Genomic DNA, 16,202 nt, shown 5'->3' with positions numbered 1-16,202 from the left:
CAGGTGCACTGCTCGGTTGACGCCTCTAGGCGGCGAGGCCGTGACGCTCGCTTCTGTCGTCGCCCTGATCTCCACCCGTCTGCGGGCGCTCCAGGCCCAGCAACTTCAGCAGGTCAGCCGTAACCACCCGGTATGCGTTGCCGAGACGAAGCACCTTGACCGGGTACTCCCCCTGCTTGGCAAGTCCGTATCCCGTGGATCGTCCGATCATCAGCGCTCGGTTCGAAGTATCAAGGTCGATCACAGCAGGGAGGGCAAGCAGGTCATCGCCCGTCAGCCCTCGCGCCTCACGGGACGAGCCAGATGCCGTCATGATGCCCTCCAAGAAATCTAGCGTGTCATGGTGACGCCATAGATGTATCACGGAGTTGCAGCAGCGCCTTCTGGATGCATAAAGTGTCACCATGACACCTCACCAATGGCCGACAGCGTTCACCGGTCGGATCGCCCAGCGCTTGCGGGACTCACGCAAGGCCGCCGGCCTCACCATGGCCGAAGTCGCCCAGGGCTGTGCCGACCGCGGCTTTCCGGAGTTCACCGAGCACTCAATGAAGAACCTGGAGTCCGGGCGCAAAACGAGCATCACCGTGGCGGAGGTCGTCGTGCTGGCTGCCGTCCTGGGAGTCCCGCCGGTGTCTCTCCTCTTTCCGCTCGGCTCCTCGGCGTCGGTCGAAGTCCTCCCGGGCTGCGAGGTGTCCACCTGGGACGCGGTCGCGTGGTTCACCGGCGAGTCCTCTTTGGACGAGCCCCCCTCCGAAGGTTCCGCACGGGACGTCCTCGACGTTTTCCGTCAGCACGGTGACCTGGTAACTGCCGCGATGTCCTCCTACGCCCTGGCCAGGGAACGGCGACGAACGGCCAGCACCACCCTGGACCGGGCCCGCAGAGCCACCCTCCTGCAGCGCGCCGAGGGCTACGAGGAGCACGCGTTCGAGGACTGCCAGGAACTGCGCACGTTCCGTGGCCGGATGCGCGACCGCGACCTTGCGCCTCCGGCCCTGCCTGACGAGCTGGCCTTCGTCGACCAGCCCGAAACACCAACCCGCTCGGAGGACAGCGAGTGAAGAACGGCAGCCTCATACGACGGTGCCGCTGCACGGACCCGAAGGCCAAGAAGGAGTACGGCGCTTCCTGCCCCAAGCTCAAGTCTTCGCGCCGACACGGCACCTGGACCGCTGTCCAGGAACTCGAACCCAACCAGAACGGCGACCGTAGGCGGTTCCGTCGGGGCGGCTTCGAGACCTCCTCCAAGGCCCAGGAGGAGCTGGACAAGGTCCGTGCCCTCATGGCCATCCCCGAGGAGGACGACGCCTGGGGCAAGACCCAGATCAGCGACCTCCTGGAGAACTGCGTCAAGGACAAGGCCCCGATCCCGGACTACGACGAGACCCGCCGCCGCTTCAAGACAGGGCAGTCTCTGAACTCCAAGGTCACCGTGGCGGAGTGGCTCGACACCTGGCTGGCGGGGCGCAAGCGTCTGCGGCGCGGTGGGGCGGCCCGCTACGAGTGCGATATCCGAATCCACCTGAAGCCGCACCTCGGCCACTTGCGCCTCGACAAGCTCCGCGTGCACCACATCGATTCGATGTTCGACGCGATCAACGAGCGCAACATCGAGGTGCAGGAACAGAACGCCCAGCGGTGTGTGGTGCGCGACGACCTCAAGGCCACGCCGAACAAGGGTGCCGAGAACCGCGCCCGACGCCATTGGCTGCGTGCCCAGCTCGGCGCGATGCCTCCCTTTCGGCGGATCACGGGACTCAACACCCAGCCGCATATCCGGGACACCCTGCGCGCCGCGCTGAACGTCGCCATCGCCCAGCAAGTGATGCCCGCCTTCAACCCGGCGGCGCACGTCGAGTTGCTGCCGGGCGCCAAGCCGAAGGCCCTCGTCTGGAGCGACGAGCGCATCGCGCGCTGGAAAGAGACCGGCGAGAAGCCTTCGCCGGTCATGGTCTGGACCCCCGAGCAGACCGCGACGTTCCTCGACTTCGTCGAGCAGGACCGGCTTTACGTGCTCTGGCGGCTCATCGCCTTCCGGGGCACACGACGTGGCGAAGGCTGTGGCGTCCGCTGGGAAGATCACTCGGCCAAGGCTCGCTCCCTGGCCATCGCTACCCAGCTCGTCCAGGACGGCTGGGAGGTCCGCGAAGGCGCCCCGAAGACCGACAGCGGCATCCGCTTGATCGCCCTCGACGAGGAGACCAACCAGGACCTCCTCACACACAAGGCCCGCCAGCAACGGGAGCGGAAGGCGTGGGGCGAAGGCTGGCAGGACACCGGCCGGATCTTCACCCAGGAGGACGGCTCCCTCCTCCACCCCGGCAAGGTCAGCGACCTCTTCGAACGTCTGGTGGAGGCAGCCGGGCTTCCTCCGATCCGGCTGCACGATCTTCGCCACGTCGCAGCAACACTGATGCTCACCGCCGGGGTCGATGTCAAGGTGGTCTCTGAGACGCTGGGCCACTCGGACACCCGGATCACCCGGGACATCTACCAGTCGGTCCTGGACGATCTCGCTCGCGACGCCGCAGAGAAGGTCGTACAACTCGTACCGCACGCCCGCAGGCCCTTGGCGGCGGTGAAGGAGAAGGAGCCGACGGCCTCTCGCCGACGGCCGAGGATGAAGCCTCCGCGCAAGAGCGACGAGGCCAAAGAAGAACGATCCGCCTGATTAAGGCGCGAAGGAGCCCCGGTCAGCGGGAATCTGACCGGGGCTCCGGCATGTGATGACGTCACGCATCGGAAGTGGCGAACCTAAGCGCTCGCCCAGCGTGACCATCTCCCGCCCCCGGCACCAGTCTCGGCAAGAGCACACGTTCACTCCGGGCCGCCTCATGCGACCACCGAGCCATGGTTCCCCTCGGGGGCGAATGGCCGGCGGCTGAAACTAGACCTCAGAAACGGGCGTAACGGGTGTCGATGCAGTTGGAACACATAGGGATCGACTCGCCGTCGGGGGCGATGTCCAGGACAGTCCCGCAACCACCATCGCAGTCGGTTAGGTTTTTGAAGACTGTGCCGCACGAGAAGCACAAGGGCGTTGCGCCGGGCCGGCCCGCTGCGGTCACCGCTTCAGTCACCAGTGCGCACACTTCGCAGTCCGGGCACTCGGCCACCGGAGGGTCTCCGCCGTCCTGAATGGTGGAGTGGTCGTCCAGCCCAAGGATGATCCACGCGTAATTGGCGGCTGCGGACTCTGGGGCCTCTGTCCATACCTGGTGGCAGAACAGGCAGGCCGGCCCCTCGTCCCTGCCGTCGGCGACCATGGCCCACTGCTCGCAGTCGGGGCACTTCACCGTCACGTCAGCGACCTTGGTCAGCTCGCTCCGGAGGTCATTCATGCGCTGCCTGACCAGTGTCTCAATGCCCTTGAGCTTCAACCGCAACGAGTCCATGTTCCGCTCGACACCCGCAGCTTCGGCGGGACCGAGCCCGGGGATGAGGTGCTTGTGGATGAACGTGATCAGGAAGTCGAGCACCCGCGCCGCACGAGATTCGATGGCATGCGCGTTGTGCTTCAGCCCATAGTGCTGAAGAGCATTGCGGTGGTCCGAGAGCTCTTTGATCCGTTTCCGGTCTTCCCCTTTCAGCGGGAGGCCGCCGATGTTGCAGAGCCGGTCGAACGCCTCCAAGGTGCCGCAACTCTTGAAATCGCCCTTCTGCCATGCCTCGTGAGTCGCCTGGAGGGGGTCGACGAAGATGAGGCTGAAGTGCTCGCGTGCGAGACGGGCCTTGAGCAGCACCTCAGTAGCCGCCTGCAGGTGAAGCACTGTGTACTTGAGGTCTCGGGCGCTCGGAGGCGTCGCACCTTCCGTCAGGCTTTTGAAGACACTAACCAGGTAGTCCATGCCGTTGGACACGGGGGTGTAAAACACATCCGGCCGCGGGGACGGACGCTTCGCCTTCTCCACGCCTTGGTCAGGCACTGTCGCCGGCGTCGGGATCTGCTCTGCGTCGCCCTCGGGCTCGTCGGGGCCCTGCGGTGCAGTCTGATTGGTCATCTGTCCCCTCCAGCAGATACCGGTGTTCTTGCGCGAACACCAGGCAGACCTCTGTACCGATGTTCCCTAACGCCGTGAGACGAGGCCACGTCTTGTAGGGACGGAACAACGACCAGACCGCCGTACGCCCGCCCCATCATCGTCCTCGGCCCCCGCTGCTGCACGCCATTTACACGTTTGGCCACCGGTCGGCCACCGGCGGCGGTCACGAGGCCCGGAACGGAGCCGCGTGCGGGCGCGGACTCGTCGGGAGAATCATAAAGGCCCAGGTCAGACAGCATCTGCCCTGGGCCTCCTCGGAGCCCCCTGTCGGATTCGAACCGACGACCTACGCATTACAAGTGCGTTGCTCTGGCCAGCTGAGCTAAGGAGGCGCGTCCGAGAAGTGTAACCGGACCCGATCACCGGTCCGCCGGAAATTTCGTGCGTACGGGAGTGCTGACAGATCGCGGAACGGCGGGTAGCGTCACGGGAAGTTCACCCACGTGGACTAGACCCATCTTCCGCCCCGGCGGGAGACCCATTCCTTTACTCGGATCGTCCGGCACGTTCCTGCCGGTGAGGGGACCACATCGCCATGGCTACTGTCTCGTTCGACAAGGCAACCCGCGTCTACCCGGGCTCCACGAAGCCCGCCGTCGACCAGTTGGAGATCGAGATCGAGGATGGCGAGTTCCTCGTCCTCGTCGGTCCCTCCGGTTGTGGCAAGTCGACCTCCCTGCGCATGCTCGCGGGTCTTGAGGACGTCAACGGCGGCGCCATCCGTATCGGTGAGCGTGACGTCACGCACCTGCCGCCGAAGGACCGGGACATCGCGATGGTGTTCCAGAACTACGCGCTCTACCCGCACATGTCCGTCGCCGACAACATGGGCTTCGCGCTCAAGATCGCCGGCGTGAACAAGGCGGACATCCGCAAGAAGGTCGAAGAGGCCGCGAAGATCCTCGACCTCACCGACTACCTGGACCGCAAGCCGAAGGCGCTCTCCGGTGGTCAGCGGCAGCGTGTCGCGATGGGGCGGGCCATCGTGCGGGAGCCGCAGGTGTTCCTCATGGACGAGCCGCTGTCGAACCTCGACGCCAAGCTCCGTGTCTCCACCCGTACGCAGATCGCCTCGCTCCAGCGCCGCCTCGGCATCACCACGGTGTACGTGACCCACGACCAGGTCGAGGCCATGACCATGGGCGACCGGGTCGCGGTCCTCAAGGACGGGCTGCTCCAGCAGGTCGACTCGCCGCGCAACATGTACGACCGGCCCAACAACCTCTTCGTCGCAGGCTTCATCGGCTCCCCCGCCATGAACCTGGTCGAGGTGCCGATCACCGACGGCGGTGTGAAGTTCGGCAACAGCGTCGTGCCGGTCTCCCGCGAGGCGCTCTCCGCCGCGTCGGAGAAGGGCGACAAGACCGTCACGGTCGGTGTCCGCCCCGAGCACTTCGACATCGTCGAGGAGGGCGGCACCGCGGGCGCGCTCTCCAAGGACGCCCCGGCCGGTCTCGCCGTGACCGTCAACGTCGTCGAGGAGCTGGGCGCCGACGGTTACGTGTACGGCACCGCCGACCTCGGCGGCGAGGCCAAGGAGGTCGTCGTCCGCGTCAACGGCCGTGCCGTGCCGGACAAGGGCGCCAAGCTGCACGTCGTGCCGCGCGCGGGCGAGACGCACGTCTTCTCGACCTCCACCGGCGAGCGCCTCACCGACTGATCCCGTCGAACGGTCGATCCGGCCACAGAGGCCTGGAGTTCGGCGCGCCCGCGCCGGGCTCCGGCCCGATTTCCTCCGCACGGCCCCGTACTCCGGTACGGGGCCGTCGGCGTATCCTGCCGTCCGACGACAAATACCTCTGCATACCGGGCATTTCAGATCGGCCGCGTCAACCCTCAATTCGAAAAAACCGATCGAACCGTCCCTCAAGCGAGTGACTAAATGTCGCCAAATCATCACTGACCGCTACGCTCGCCTGCGTGACCCACACTGCCCGCCGTATCGGCCGAACTCTCGCATTCGTACTGCCCGTCGTCCTGGTGCTCTCCGGGACCCTCGCGGTCGCCCGTGTTCCGTGGGCGACCAGCACCACCGACTCGCAGGTCCTGACGGCCTCCTCGGACACCGCCTCGGTACAGGCCAAGTCCCGTGCCCCCCAGGACATTCTCCGTGACCAGCTGCTCACGGAGCTACAGGAGAAGGATCCGGGGATCGCCCTGACGCACCTCCAGCGGCAGGTCGAGGAGCGTCCGTCGCTCGCGCGGCACTGCGTCTCCATCGCCCGCGCGCTCGGACGCGCCGCGGTCGCCGCCTACGGCCCGACCCGCGCGCAGTCGTTCTCCCGCCCCGTGTGCGACACGTCCTTCGCGTACGGCGTCTCCGAGCAGGCCACGGGGAGCTGATCCCGCGCACCGGCCGCCCGCACACCGGCCGGCCGGCCCGCCTATCGTTCACGGCATGCATACGTATCCGACGCAGGCCGTGGTACTCGCGGGCGGCCAGGGGTCGCGGCTGCGGCCGTACACCGACGACCGCCCCAAGCCGATGGTCGAGATCCCCGGGACGGGGACCCCGATCATCGGCCATCAGCTTGCCTGGCTCGCCGCCGAGGGCGTGACCGATGCCGTCGTCTCGTGCGGCCATCTCGCCGAGGTGCTCCAGAAGTGGCTGGACTCGGCCGATCTCCCCCTGCGGGTCACCACCGTGGTGGAGGAGGAGCCCCTGGGGCGCGGCGGCGGCCTCAAGCACGCCGCGGCCGGGCTGCCGGACCCCGGGCGGCCCTGGTATGCCACCAACGGCGACATCTGGACGCGCTTCTCGCTGCGCGAGATGGCCGCCTTCCACTTCGAGCGCGATGCGACCGCCACCCTCGCGCTCGCCCGGCCGCGGATCCCCTGGGGGGCCGTCGAGACCGACGAGTTCGGCCATGTCCTCGACTTCATCGAGTCCCCGCCGTCGCCGTATCTCATCAACGCGGGTGTGTACGTGTTCTCCGAGGACTTCCACGAGCTGCTGCCGGACCGCGGCGACCACGAGCGGACCACGTTCCCCCGGCTGGCCCGGGAGCGCCGTCTCGCGGGCTTCCCGCTGCCCCACGGGGCGTACTGGCGCGCCATCGACACCGCGAAGGACCTCACGGAGGCGGCGAAGGAGCTGTCCGGCGGCGCGCGCTGAGAGACGCGCCCCCGCGGAAGCGAGCGGGCAGGCAGGAGGGGCATGCGTGAGGGGGCGGTCACCCGGTCCGGGTGGCCGCCCCCTCGTGGAGCCGTCGGCTCGTCGGGGCCGTCAGCCGAGGAGTCCCCCGATGGGGTTACGGTTTCCGCCGCCGCTCCCGCCTCCGGAGGAGCCGCCGGTGGCCGGCGCGCCCCCGTCGCCGCCGCCCCCGCCGCTCCCGTCGCCCGAACCGCCCGTGGAGGACGGTCCCTGGCTGCTGGACGGCGGCGGGGCCTGCTCGGCCGTACCGGGCGGCTCCTGGACCGTGCCCTGGGTCTGGCTGGGCTGCTGCTGTTGCCGCTGCGTCTGCCCGGTGCCCGTCCCCGTACCCGCCGTACCGGCCCCGGTGGTCGCGCCGCCGCTCTCCGGCGTCGTACCGCCGCCCGGCTCCGACTGCCGCGCCGACGGGCTCCCGGAGCTGGTCGCCGAGGGCTCCGACGACGTGCCGCTGGTGGCGCCCGCGCTGCTCGGCGAGCCGGACGCGCCTGCTGTGGCGCCGCGCTGGTTCCGCGGCAGCGGTACGCCCGGGAGCTGGTTGACCGGGTCGACGCCCTGACCCGGTACCCGCACCAGGTCCGAGGAGCGCACGGCCCCGCCCAGCATCGAGCCGATCAGCAAGGTCAGCCCGATGACGACGCTCGCCACGATCGCGCTCCTGCGCAGCACGCGCCGCCGCAGGTCCCAGAGCTCGGAGCGCGGTCCGAGCGTGCGCCACGCCTCGCTCGCGAGCCGCCCGTCGACGGAGTAGACCGGCGCGCCCGCGATGATCAGCGGGGACCAGGCGGCCAGATAGATGATGTCGGGCGCGTCGTACGCCGGTACGGTCCGCCAGCTCACCGTCAGCAGCAGCGCGGCCGACAGCAGCGTCCCGACGGAGGCGGCGAGCCGCTGCCACAGGCCGAGCACGGTCAGGACGCCGACCACGATCTGGAGGAAGGCGACGCTGAGGCCCGCGCCGACCGGGTGCGAGAGCGCGAAGTCCCGCAGCGGCTCCGCCAGCGCCCACGGGTGCAGCGAGCTGAGCCACTTGACCATGGAGCCGCGTTCGCCGCCGTCGAAGTAGACGGGGTCGCAGAGCTTGCCCATGCCCGCGTAGATCGAGATGAAGCCGAGGAAGACGCGGAGCGGGAGCAGCACCACGCCGAGGTTCATCCGGCGGCCGGGGTAGTAGGCGTGCCGGACGGAGTCGGCGCCGCTCCGCTGGGTGCGCGGGCGCTCGTCGGTGTCGTACCCGAGATCGGTGTCGTACCCGAGGTCGGCGTCGTCGGCGTAGGCGTCGTCGACGGCGGTCCCGGGAGCGTAGGCCCCGCCCCGGCCGGCGCCCGGTCCCGGGCCGGTGTTCTGCTCGGGCAGGTCGTACGCGCCGACCGCCTGGCGCATGGGCGGCAGCAGTGGCGTGGCCTCCGTACGGGGGCCGCCGACGACCGGGGTCGGCACGGTCGTCTCGGTGTCGGCGCCCGGCCTGAGCCGGGGGATGACCTGCGTGGCGCCGGCTTCGTACCGCTTCCCGGCGGGGCGGTAGGCGCCCCCCGCCGGTGGAGCCGGTGCCGGGGGCGAGTTCCGTACGGCCTGGAGCAGCCCGCTCGCGCCGGGGTCGCCCGGCGCGGACTTCCCGCTCCAGACGACGGGGGCCCGCCTCCGTGGCGACCGGCCCGGCGCGGCGGGCGCCGCACCGGTCAGGGTGGGGATGCGCAGGGGGCTGGGGCGCTGAGGCGTTGCGAGCTTCACCCGGAAGCTGGCGTGGTTCACGATGACCTGCGCGGGATCGCAGTCCACCTTGAGCATGCTCAGCGGGGGCTGATCGTCGAACCCGGGCCGGGGCGTTCTGGTGTCCACACTCATCTAACCGAGTGACTTGTGTTTAGGACACTGCCTTGACGCGCGCGATATGTCCGAGACCCGTCAAGATCATCAAGCGGGGCCGTTCGGGGGACGGCACGAGGCTCCCGTACCGCCCCGCGCCCGCCTCGTCGGACCCGTCCCAGGCCGGTCCGGACGCCCCTCGGCCCCCTCCGGCTCCGTCCCGCTCCGGCGGTCGTCTCAGACCCGGCGCCGCGACGCCTCGTACAGCACCACACCCGCGGCGACGCCCGCGTTCAGCGACTCCGCGCCGCCCGGCATCGGGATCCGTACGCGGAAGTCGCACGTCTCGCCCACCAGCCGGGACAGGCCCTTGCCCTCGCTGCCGACCACGATCACGACCGGGCCGCCGAGCGCCTCCAGGTCGCCGACCTCCGCCTCGCCGTCCGCCGCGAGACCGACGACCGTGATGCCGGCCTTCTGGTACGCCTCCAGCGTCCGGGTGAGGTTGGTGCAGCGGGCGACCGGCGTGCGCGCCGCCGTGCCCGCCGAGGACTTCCAGGCACCGGCCGTCATCCCGGCGGCGCGGCGCTCCGGCACGACGACGCCGTGGCCGCCGAAGGCGGAGACGGAGCGGACGACGGCGCCCAGGTTGCGCGGGTCCGTCACCCCGTCGAGCGCGACGATCAGCGGGTCCTCGCCGTCGTCGAAGGCCGCGGCGGCGAGGTCGTCCGGGTGCGCGTACTCGTACGGCGGGACCTGGAGGACGAGCCCCTGGTGGTTGAGGCCGTTCGTCATCCGGTCCAGCTCCGGCTTGGGCGCCTCCATGAGGTGGATGCCGCCGCGGTCCGCCGCGAGCTGGAGCGCCTCGCGGACGCGCTCGTCGTTGTCGATGAACTGCTGCACGTAGAGCATCGAGGCGGGCACGCCGTCGCGCAGCGCCTCGAAGACCGGGTTACGGCCGACGACCATCTCGCTGGTGCCCTTGCCGCCGCGCCGGGCGACCTGGCGGCGGGCCGTCTGCTTGGCCTTGGCGTTGGCGGCGCGGTTCTGGACGTGCCCCTTGCGGGCGGACGCGGGCGGCGTCGGGCCCTTCCCCTCCAGGCCGCGGCGTCGCTTGCCACCGCTGCCGACCTGCGCGCCCTTCTTGTTGGACGTACGGCGGTTCCTGCGCTGGCTGTTCCCGGCCATGACCTACCTGTTTCATTGCTTTCGTTACGCGGCTACGCGGCGCTTCAGCTGCGCGGCGTTCATACGTTTTATGTCAGGGTACGTAAGTGTGCCGCCCGGACCACCGGGCGGCACACTTCAGCAGGTCAGCGCGGTCCCAGAGTCCACCGCGGACCCGAGGGCCCGTCCTCGATGACCAGCCCGGTCTGCTGGAGCTGGTCCCGGATCCCGTCCGCCGTGCCCCAGTCCTTGCGGCCCCGCGCCGCCTCGCGCTGCTCCAGCACCAGGCGTACGAGCGTGTCCACGACGCCGTGCAGATCTTCGCCGCGGTCGGCCTCGCCGGCCCAGTGCGGGTCGAGCGGGTCCAGTCCGAGGACGCCGAGCATGGCCCGTACCTCCGCGAGCCGGGCGACGGCTGCTTCCTTGTCGTCGGCGGCGAGCGCGGAGTTGCCCTGGCGAACGGTGGTGTGGACGATCGCGAGGGCCTGCGGAACGCCCAGGTCGTCGTCCATGGCCTCGGCGAAGGCGGGCGGCACCTCGGCGGCCGGCTCCACCACTCCCCCGGCCTTCTCCACGACCCGCTGGACGAAGCCCTCGATCCGCGCGAAGGCGGACTCGGCCTCGCGCAGGGCCTCCTCGCTGTACTCGATCATCGAGCGGTAGTGCGGGGTGCCGAGGTAGTAGCGCAGCACGATGGGGCGCCAGTGCTTGACCATCTCGGAGACGAGCACCGAGTTCCCGAGCGACTTGGACATCTTCTCGCCGCTCATGGTGACCCACGCGTTGTGCACCCAGTACTTCGCGAACTCGTCGCCGTACCCCTTGGCCTGCGCGATCTCGTTCTCGTGGTGCGGGAAGATCAGGTCGAGACCGCCGCCGTGGATGTCGAAGGCCGGGCCCAGGTACTTGTGGGCCATCGCCGAGCACTCCAGGTGCCAGCCGGGCCGGCCGCGGCCCCAGGGCGTCTCCCAGGACGGCTCGCCGGGCTTGGCGGCCTTCCACATCGCGAAGTCGCGCTGGTCGCGCTTGCCGGTCTCGCCGTCGCCGGAGGGCTGGCGCAGATCGTCCAGGTCCTGGTTGGACAGCTCCAGATAGCCGGGGAAGGAGCGGACGTCGAAGTAGACGTTGCCGTCGGCCTCGTACGCGTGACCGCGCTCGATCAGACCGCGCATCATCTCGATCATCTCGGTGATGTGGCCGGTGGCACGCGGCTCGTACGTGGGCGGCAGGCAGCCGAGCACGTCGTAACCGGAGTTGAAGGCGCGCTCGTTCTCGTAGCCGATGGACCACCAGGGGCGGCCCTGGTCGGCCGACTTGGCGATGATCTTGTCGTCGATGTCCGTGACGTTGCGGATGAACGTCACGTCGAAGCCGCGGTGCTCGAACCAGCGGCGCATGATGTCGAAGTTCAGTCCCGACCGGATGTGCCCGATGTGCGGGGCGGCCTGCACGGTGGCGCCACACAGGTAGATCGAGACACAGCCCGGGACGAGCGGGGTGAAATCACGGATCTGCCGGGCACCGGTGTCGTACAGCCGAATAGTCACCCCACAAGGGTAGTGCGCCCGGGGCAGTGCCCCGCGACCCTTTGGGCCGACGGGACACCGAAGCGTGACATTGATGACCCGTCGGCTCCATGTCACGACGTCCGGGAACGTCCGGGAATGTCCGGGAGGGACCTCCGCGGGCGTCCGGCGGGAACCCTCCGCGGCGGGCTCAGACCCTGCCGACGACCTTGCGGGGCGTGATACGGACGACGACGCGCTCGGCGTCGTTCGCGGAGTCCGGGTTGAAGTCGGCGTACGGCTTGCCCGTGTACTTCAGGGACAGCTCGTTGATCAGCTCCTGGCCGCCCTCGGTGGTGAGGGTCGCCGCGCCGCGGATCTCCGCGTAGGTGTACGGGGCGTCGGCGGGCTGGACGACGACGGTCACCCGCGGGTCCCGGCGCAGGTTCCTCTCCTTCTGGCGGTCGACCGTCGTGGAGATCAGTACGTCGTCCCCGTCGCGCTTCACCCATACAGGTGAAACCTGTGGGCTGCCGTCCGGCTGGATGGTGGCGATGTTGACGAATACCGGGGTGTCGAGAAGCTGCTTGAGGTTTTCGGAGAGTTCAGCGGTCATGACTGCCTTCCTGCTGCCTGCTGCTGCCATTCGGTTGACGCATGCCGGACGATCATCGCCCAACCCGGCCACCCGCGCCGGTATTTCGCTCCGTTCGGGTCCTCGGCCCGCCGGGCCGGCCGCGCCCTCCGTCCACGCCCTCGTTGCGCCGGACCGTCCGCGTCCCCCGTCCACGTCCTCGGTCCGCCGGGCCGGCCGCGTCCCCGTCCGTGCCCTCAGTCCGCCGGGCCCGTACGGACCACCAGCGCCGTGGCGATCGCGGCCAGTCCCTCGCCGCGCCCGGTGAAGCCGAGGCCGTCGGAGGTCGCCGCCGAGACCGCGACCGGCGCGCCGACCGCCTCGGAGAGCACCCGCTGCGCCTCGTCCCGGCGCTTGCCGATCTTCGGCCGGGTGCCGACGACCTGAACGGCGACGTTGCCGACCGTGAAGCCCTCGGCGCGGACGATCCTGGCCGCCTCCTTGAGGAGGGTGACACCGGGGGCTCCGGACCACTCGGGGCGGCCCGTGCCGAAGTGCGCGCCGAGGTCGCCCAGGCCCGCGGCGGAGAAGAGGGCGTTGCAGGCGGCGTGCGCGACCACGTCCGCGTCGGAGTGGCCGGCCAGGCCGGGGCCCTCGCCCTCCCACAGCAGCCCCGCGCACCACAGCTCGCGGCCCTCCTCGAAGGCGTGGATGTCGGTGCCGATCCCCACCTGCGGCAGCGGCGGCACGGGCGCGGCGGGCCGCGTGGGGGGCAGGGGGGCAGCCGCTTCGTCGGGGCGCTCGGAAGCCTCGGGGCGCTCAGAAGCCATCGGTGAGCCTCCTCCGGGCGAGAACCGCCTCGGCCAGCACCAGATCCAGCGGCCTGGTCACCTTGAACGCCTCCTCGTGTCCTGGCACGACCACCACGGGCGCGCCGAGCCGCTCGACCATACCGGCGCAGTCCGTCGCCCCCTCGCCCACCTGCGCCACCGTCCGGTGCGCGCGCTCCAGCGTGGCGCGGTCGAAGCCCTGCGGGGTCTGTACGGCGCGCAGCAGGGCCCGCTCGGGCGTGGCGACGACCGGTTCCGGCTCGCCCTTCTCCCGCGGCTCGACCTGCTTGACGGTGTCGGTGAGGGGCAGCGCGGGGACGACGGCGGGTGCCCCGTCCCGTACGGCCTCGACCACGGTGTCCACGGTCTCGACCGGGACCAGCGGGCGGGCCGCGTCGTGAACGAGCACGCTGGTGATGGCGTCGGGCAGGGCGTCGATGCCGAGCCGTACGGACTCCTGGCGGGTCTCGCCGCCGGGTACGACGAGGTAGTCGGTGCGCTCGGGCAGGGCGTGCGCGTCGAGCAGGTGCTTCACCTCGGGCGCGCCGTCCGGCGGTGCCACCACGACGACGAGCGAGACGGCGCGCGAGGCGGCCATCGCGCGGACGGCGTGGATCAGCATCGGTGTGCCGCCCAGCGCGCGCAGCGCCTTGGGGGCGCCGGGGCCGAGCCGTACGCCCCGGCCCGCGGCGGGGATCACCGCGGCGGTGCGGTGGGGGCGGGGTTCCTCGGACATCGCGAGGGGTTCCTCAGACATCGCTATGCACTCCGGCGGGTTTCGTTCCGGCTCTTCGTTCCGGTGTGTGACCGGCGTTTGATCGGTGTTTGATCGGGTCTTTGTTCCGGCAGGTTTGTTTCCGCGGCCGACATGGGTAGGGGCTCAGCGAGCCGGGCGCGACGCCTTGACCGGACCCTTCCGTGACCGATGGTCGAGACGGTCGCCGCCCCGGCCGCCCGGGGGCTTCGGCGTCGGATATTTCGGTCGGACATTGCGCACGCACGACGCGCCGCGCAGGACGCGCGATGCGACATCCACGGGCACGCGGAGACACGAACATGCCGCAGTGCCCGACGACTCAGCTTTCCCCCAAAGCCGGCCAACGGGCACCACGGCATTCACTGCTTCACTTCACATCGCGCGTGCTGCGTACGTACTGCTGCGTACGTACCGGGTGCGTGCTGCCTGCGTCGCGTTCAGTTCAGGACTTATCCGGTTCAGGACGCGAGGACCTCGTCGAGCAGAGCCTCGGCCTTGTCTTCGTTCGTGTTCTCCGCGAGAGCCAGCTCGCTGACAAGGATCTGCCGCGCCTTGGCGAGCATGCGCTTCTCACCTGCGGAGAGTCCGCGCTCGCGCTCCCTGCGCCACAGGTCGCGGACCACTTCGGCGACCTTGATGACGTCGCCGGAGGCGAGCTTCTCGAGATTTGCCTTGTAGCGACGGGACCAGTTCGTCGGCTCTTCCGCGTACGGCGCCCTGAGCACCTCGAAGACCCGGTCCAGCCCGTCCTGACCAACCACATCGCGCACGCCGACGAACTCCGCATTGTCCGCCGGTACACGCACCGTCAAGTCGCCCTGGGCGACCTTGAGCACCAAGTAGGTCTTGTCCACGCCTTTGATCTGGCGAGTTTCGATGGCCTCGATCAGCGCGGCCCCGTGATGGGGATAGACCACGGTGTCGCCAACCTTGAACGTCATGTGACAGGTACCCCTTCCGTGGCTATCCAGGGTAACACGAGAATGGCATCTTCTGAATGGCGTTTTCGCAGGTCAGGGCGCATCTCGGGGCTTGACAACAGCGCCAGGAACGTGCTGCGGGCGACTTCCGGAAGGGGGTATTCGCAGGTCGGAGCCGCTGCGCGGGGGCGCCGAAACGCCCACGTTACGCACCACGCGACCCCCTCAGAAGAGGACTAACGTCCCGTTTTGCCGGTTTCCGGCGGCGGAACTTCCCGTCCCGCGTTCGGACGTCGGTCACTCGTACGAACGGAAGTACGGCGCAGGCGCGGCGGAAGTACGACGGAAGTGTGAGGGAATCCGAATTCGATCACCATCGCACGCGCGACGGTATTCGTAAGGAATGCGGGACGGTCCGGAGAATTGATCACCGGATTTATGTGAACGGCGCGCGAAACGACGTGCCGTTCCTCGCCACTAATCGATCATCGGCGGTGGCGGCGGGACGACCGGGAGCGAGCGGGAAACGCACCGGTGGCGCCGGGGGGGCGGGTCGGGTGCGGGGCGTCGGAGGAGGCTCGGTAACCTGAGGGCGCCGACGCACCTTTGGCCCGCCCGGAGGTTCTCGGCCCGCTCCACGCACCACCGCGGTACGCGGAAGCGCACCGCACGCCCCAGCCTCCGTCCGTCCGTACGTCCTAGGAGTTGCCGCCGCCGTGAGCCGCAGCCTTCGACGCGGCGTCCTCGCCGCTACTGCCCTCGTGTTCCCGCTTGCCTCGCTCTCCGCGTGCGGCGCCGGCAACAACGCGCAGACGCTCGGCGTCAAGCCGGACAATGCCGCCACGACCGTGGAGAAGATCAGCCTCCAGAACATCACGGTGCTCACCCAGCCCGACGCCGGCGCCGAGGGTCCCGCGGTCGTCACCGGCACCGTCTTCAACAACGACACGAGCGCGCAGACCCTCGACTCGGTGAAGCTCCCCGGCACCAGCGCCACGGTGAAGCTCGCGCCCGCCAAGGGCTCGGGGCCGATCACCGTCCCGGCGCTCGGCTCGGTCCAGCTCGGCGGCTCGGGCAACGCCTCGGCGGTGGTCGAGAACGGCCGCGAGGCCGCGAAGAACGGCGACGCCCAGCAGGTCGTGTTCTCGTTCAGCAAGACGGGCGAGGTGGGGCTGCGCGCCTTCGTCTTCCCGTCGGAGAGCTTCTTCACGGGCGTCGGCCCCAGCACGCTGCCGTCGCCGTCGGGCTCGACGTCCCCGGGGGCCGGTGCGCCGGGCGAGGATGCGGCGGGGTCCCCGTCGGGCTCCCCGTCCAGCTCCGCCTCCGCCTCGGCGGAGACCGGCACGGAAGCGGGCACCGGCACGGAAGCCGACGCGGGCGCGGCCCACTAGGGCAGGCGTGACGGCACGGCCGATACGGCGTTGGCGCCGACCCGGGGTTCCGGGT

Annotated in this window: 15 protein-coding genes and 1 tRNA gene; 6 read left to right on the top strand and 10 right to left on the bottom strand. The window is 69.8% G+C overall.

Going from position 1 to position 16,202, the window contains the following annotated elements:
- Window positions 1-25: 25 nt before the first annotated feature.
- Entirely contained in the window at window positions 26-313 is a 288-nt protein-coding gene (locus ACFXKG_RS37465) for a hypothetical protein (protein ID WP_384849009.1), read from the bottom strand.
- A gap of 91 nt (window positions 314-404) precedes the next feature.
- On the opposite strand from ACFXKG_RS37465, the gene ACFXKG_RS37460 reads away from it, so the two are divergent.
- Both ACFXKG_RS37460 and ACFXKG_RS37455 read left to right on the top strand, forming a co-directional pair.
- A complete protein-coding gene (locus tag ACFXKG_RS37460) occupies window positions 405-1,064 on the top strand; it encodes a helix-turn-helix domain-containing protein (RefSeq protein ID WP_384848888.1) in 660 nt (219 codons plus the stop codon).
- Window positions 1,061-2,674, top strand: coding sequence for a tyrosine-type recombinase/integrase (locus ACFXKG_RS37455; protein WP_384848885.1), 1,614 nt, complete (start codon window positions 1,061-1,063; stop codon window positions 2,672-2,674). Before ACFXKG_RS37460 ends, ACFXKG_RS37455 begins: the two co-directional genes overlap by 4 nt.
- A 223-nt stretch (window positions 2,675-2,897) precedes the next feature.
- Here the strand turns inward: ACFXKG_RS37455 and ACFXKG_RS37450 are convergent, their stop codons facing one another.
- Window positions 2,898-4,004 carry a hypothetical protein gene (locus ACFXKG_RS37450; RefSeq protein ID WP_384848882.1) on the bottom strand — a complete coding sequence of 369 codons (1,107 nt, stop codon included), beginning with the start codon at window positions 4,002-4,004 and terminating at the stop codon, window positions 2,898-2,900.
- A gap of 300 nt (window positions 4,005-4,304) precedes the next feature.
- Window positions 4,305-4,378: transfer RNA gene (locus ACFXKG_RS37445), tRNA-Thr, on the bottom strand.
- Between the two features lie 203 nt (window positions 4,379-4,581).
- Between ACFXKG_RS37445 and ACFXKG_RS37440 the strand changes: the two genes are divergently transcribed.
- The 3 genes from ACFXKG_RS37440 (at window position 4,582) to ACFXKG_RS37430 (ending at window position 7,161) form a co-directional block, all read left to right on the top strand.
- Window positions 4,582-5,706 carry an ABC transporter ATP-binding protein gene (locus ACFXKG_RS37440; RefSeq protein WP_384848879.1) on the top strand — a complete coding sequence of 375 codons (1,125 nt, stop codon included), beginning with the start codon at window positions 4,582-4,584 and terminating at the stop codon, window positions 5,704-5,706.
- Between the two features lie 260 nt (window positions 5,707-5,966).
- Window positions 5,967-6,389: a hypothetical protein gene (locus ACFXKG_RS37435; RefSeq protein WP_384848876.1), complete on the top strand. Its 423-nt coding sequence runs from the start codon at window positions 5,967-5,969 to the stop codon at window positions 6,387-6,389.
- A gap of 55 nt (window positions 6,390-6,444) precedes the next feature.
- Entirely contained in the window at window positions 6,445-7,161 is a 717-nt protein-coding gene (locus ACFXKG_RS37430) for a nucleotidyltransferase family protein (protein WP_365813742.1), read from the top strand.
- 111 nt (window positions 7,162-7,272) lie between these two features.
- Here the strand turns inward: ACFXKG_RS37430 and ACFXKG_RS37425 are convergent, their stop codons facing one another.
- The 7 genes from ACFXKG_RS37425 to ACFXKG_RS37395 all read right to left on the bottom strand — a co-directional run bounded on the left by ACFXKG_RS37425 (window position 7,273) and on the right by ACFXKG_RS37395 (window position 14,777).
- Window positions 7,273-9,042, bottom strand: coding sequence for a DoxX family protein (locus ACFXKG_RS37425; RefSeq protein ID WP_384848873.1), 1,770 nt, complete (start codon window positions 9,040-9,042; stop codon window positions 7,273-7,275).
- A 198-nt stretch (window positions 9,043-9,240) separates the two neighbouring features.
- Window positions 9,241-10,191: a 23S rRNA (guanosine(2251)-2'-O)-methyltransferase RlmB gene (rlmB, locus tag ACFXKG_RS37420; RefSeq protein ID WP_384848870.1), complete on the bottom strand. Its 951-nt coding sequence runs from the start codon at window positions 10,189-10,191 to the stop codon at window positions 9,241-9,243.
- Window positions 10,192-10,316: 125 nt separating this feature from the next.
- The gene (gene cysS, locus ACFXKG_RS37415) at window positions 10,317-11,717 is read right to left on the bottom strand and encodes a cysteine--tRNA ligase (RefSeq protein ID WP_384848867.1); all 1,401 of its coding nucleotides are present in this window, start codon (window positions 11,715-11,717) and stop codon (window positions 10,317-10,319) included.
- Window positions 11,718-11,886: 169 nt separating this feature from the next.
- Window positions 11,887-12,291 (bottom strand): PPOX class F420-dependent oxidoreductase, encoded by a 405-nt coding sequence (locus ACFXKG_RS37410; RefSeq protein ID WP_384848864.1) that lies wholly within the window; start codon window positions 12,289-12,291, stop codon window positions 11,887-11,889.
- Between the two features lie 215 nt (window positions 12,292-12,506).
- Window positions 12,507-13,079 carry a 2-C-methyl-D-erythritol 2,4-cyclodiphosphate synthase gene (gene ispF / locus ACFXKG_RS37405; protein ID WP_384848861.1) on the bottom strand — a complete coding sequence of 191 codons (573 nt, stop codon included), beginning with the start codon at window positions 13,077-13,079 and terminating at the stop codon, window positions 12,507-12,509.
- A complete protein-coding gene (ispD, locus tag ACFXKG_RS37400) occupies window positions 13,069-13,815 on the bottom strand; it encodes a 2-C-methyl-D-erythritol 4-phosphate cytidylyltransferase (protein ID WP_365813791.1) in 747 nt (248 codons plus the stop codon). The genes ispF and ispD overlap by 11 nt, the downstream gene beginning before the upstream one ends.
- Window positions 13,816-14,294: 479 nt before the next feature.
- Window positions 14,295-14,777 (bottom strand): CarD family transcriptional regulator, encoded by a 483-nt coding sequence (locus tag ACFXKG_RS37395; RefSeq protein WP_003953493.1) that lies wholly within the window; start codon window positions 14,775-14,777, stop codon window positions 14,295-14,297.
- A gap of 695 nt (window positions 14,778-15,472) precedes the next feature.
- On the opposite strand from ACFXKG_RS37395, the gene ACFXKG_RS37390 reads away from it, so the two are divergent.
- Window positions 15,473-16,147, top strand: coding sequence for a DUF461 domain-containing protein (locus tag ACFXKG_RS37390; RefSeq protein WP_384848858.1), 675 nt, complete (start codon window positions 15,473-15,475; stop codon window positions 16,145-16,147).
- Window positions 16,148-16,202: the final 55 nt, after the last annotated feature.

Source organism: Streptomyces sp. NPDC059255 (assembly GCF_042752355.1).
Taxonomy (GTDB): Bacteria; Actinomycetota; Actinomycetes; order Streptomycetales; family Streptomycetaceae; genus Streptomyces.
The sequence above is the reverse complement of the archived record's forward strand: the minus strand, read 5'-3'. Positions and strand labels throughout refer to the sequence as shown.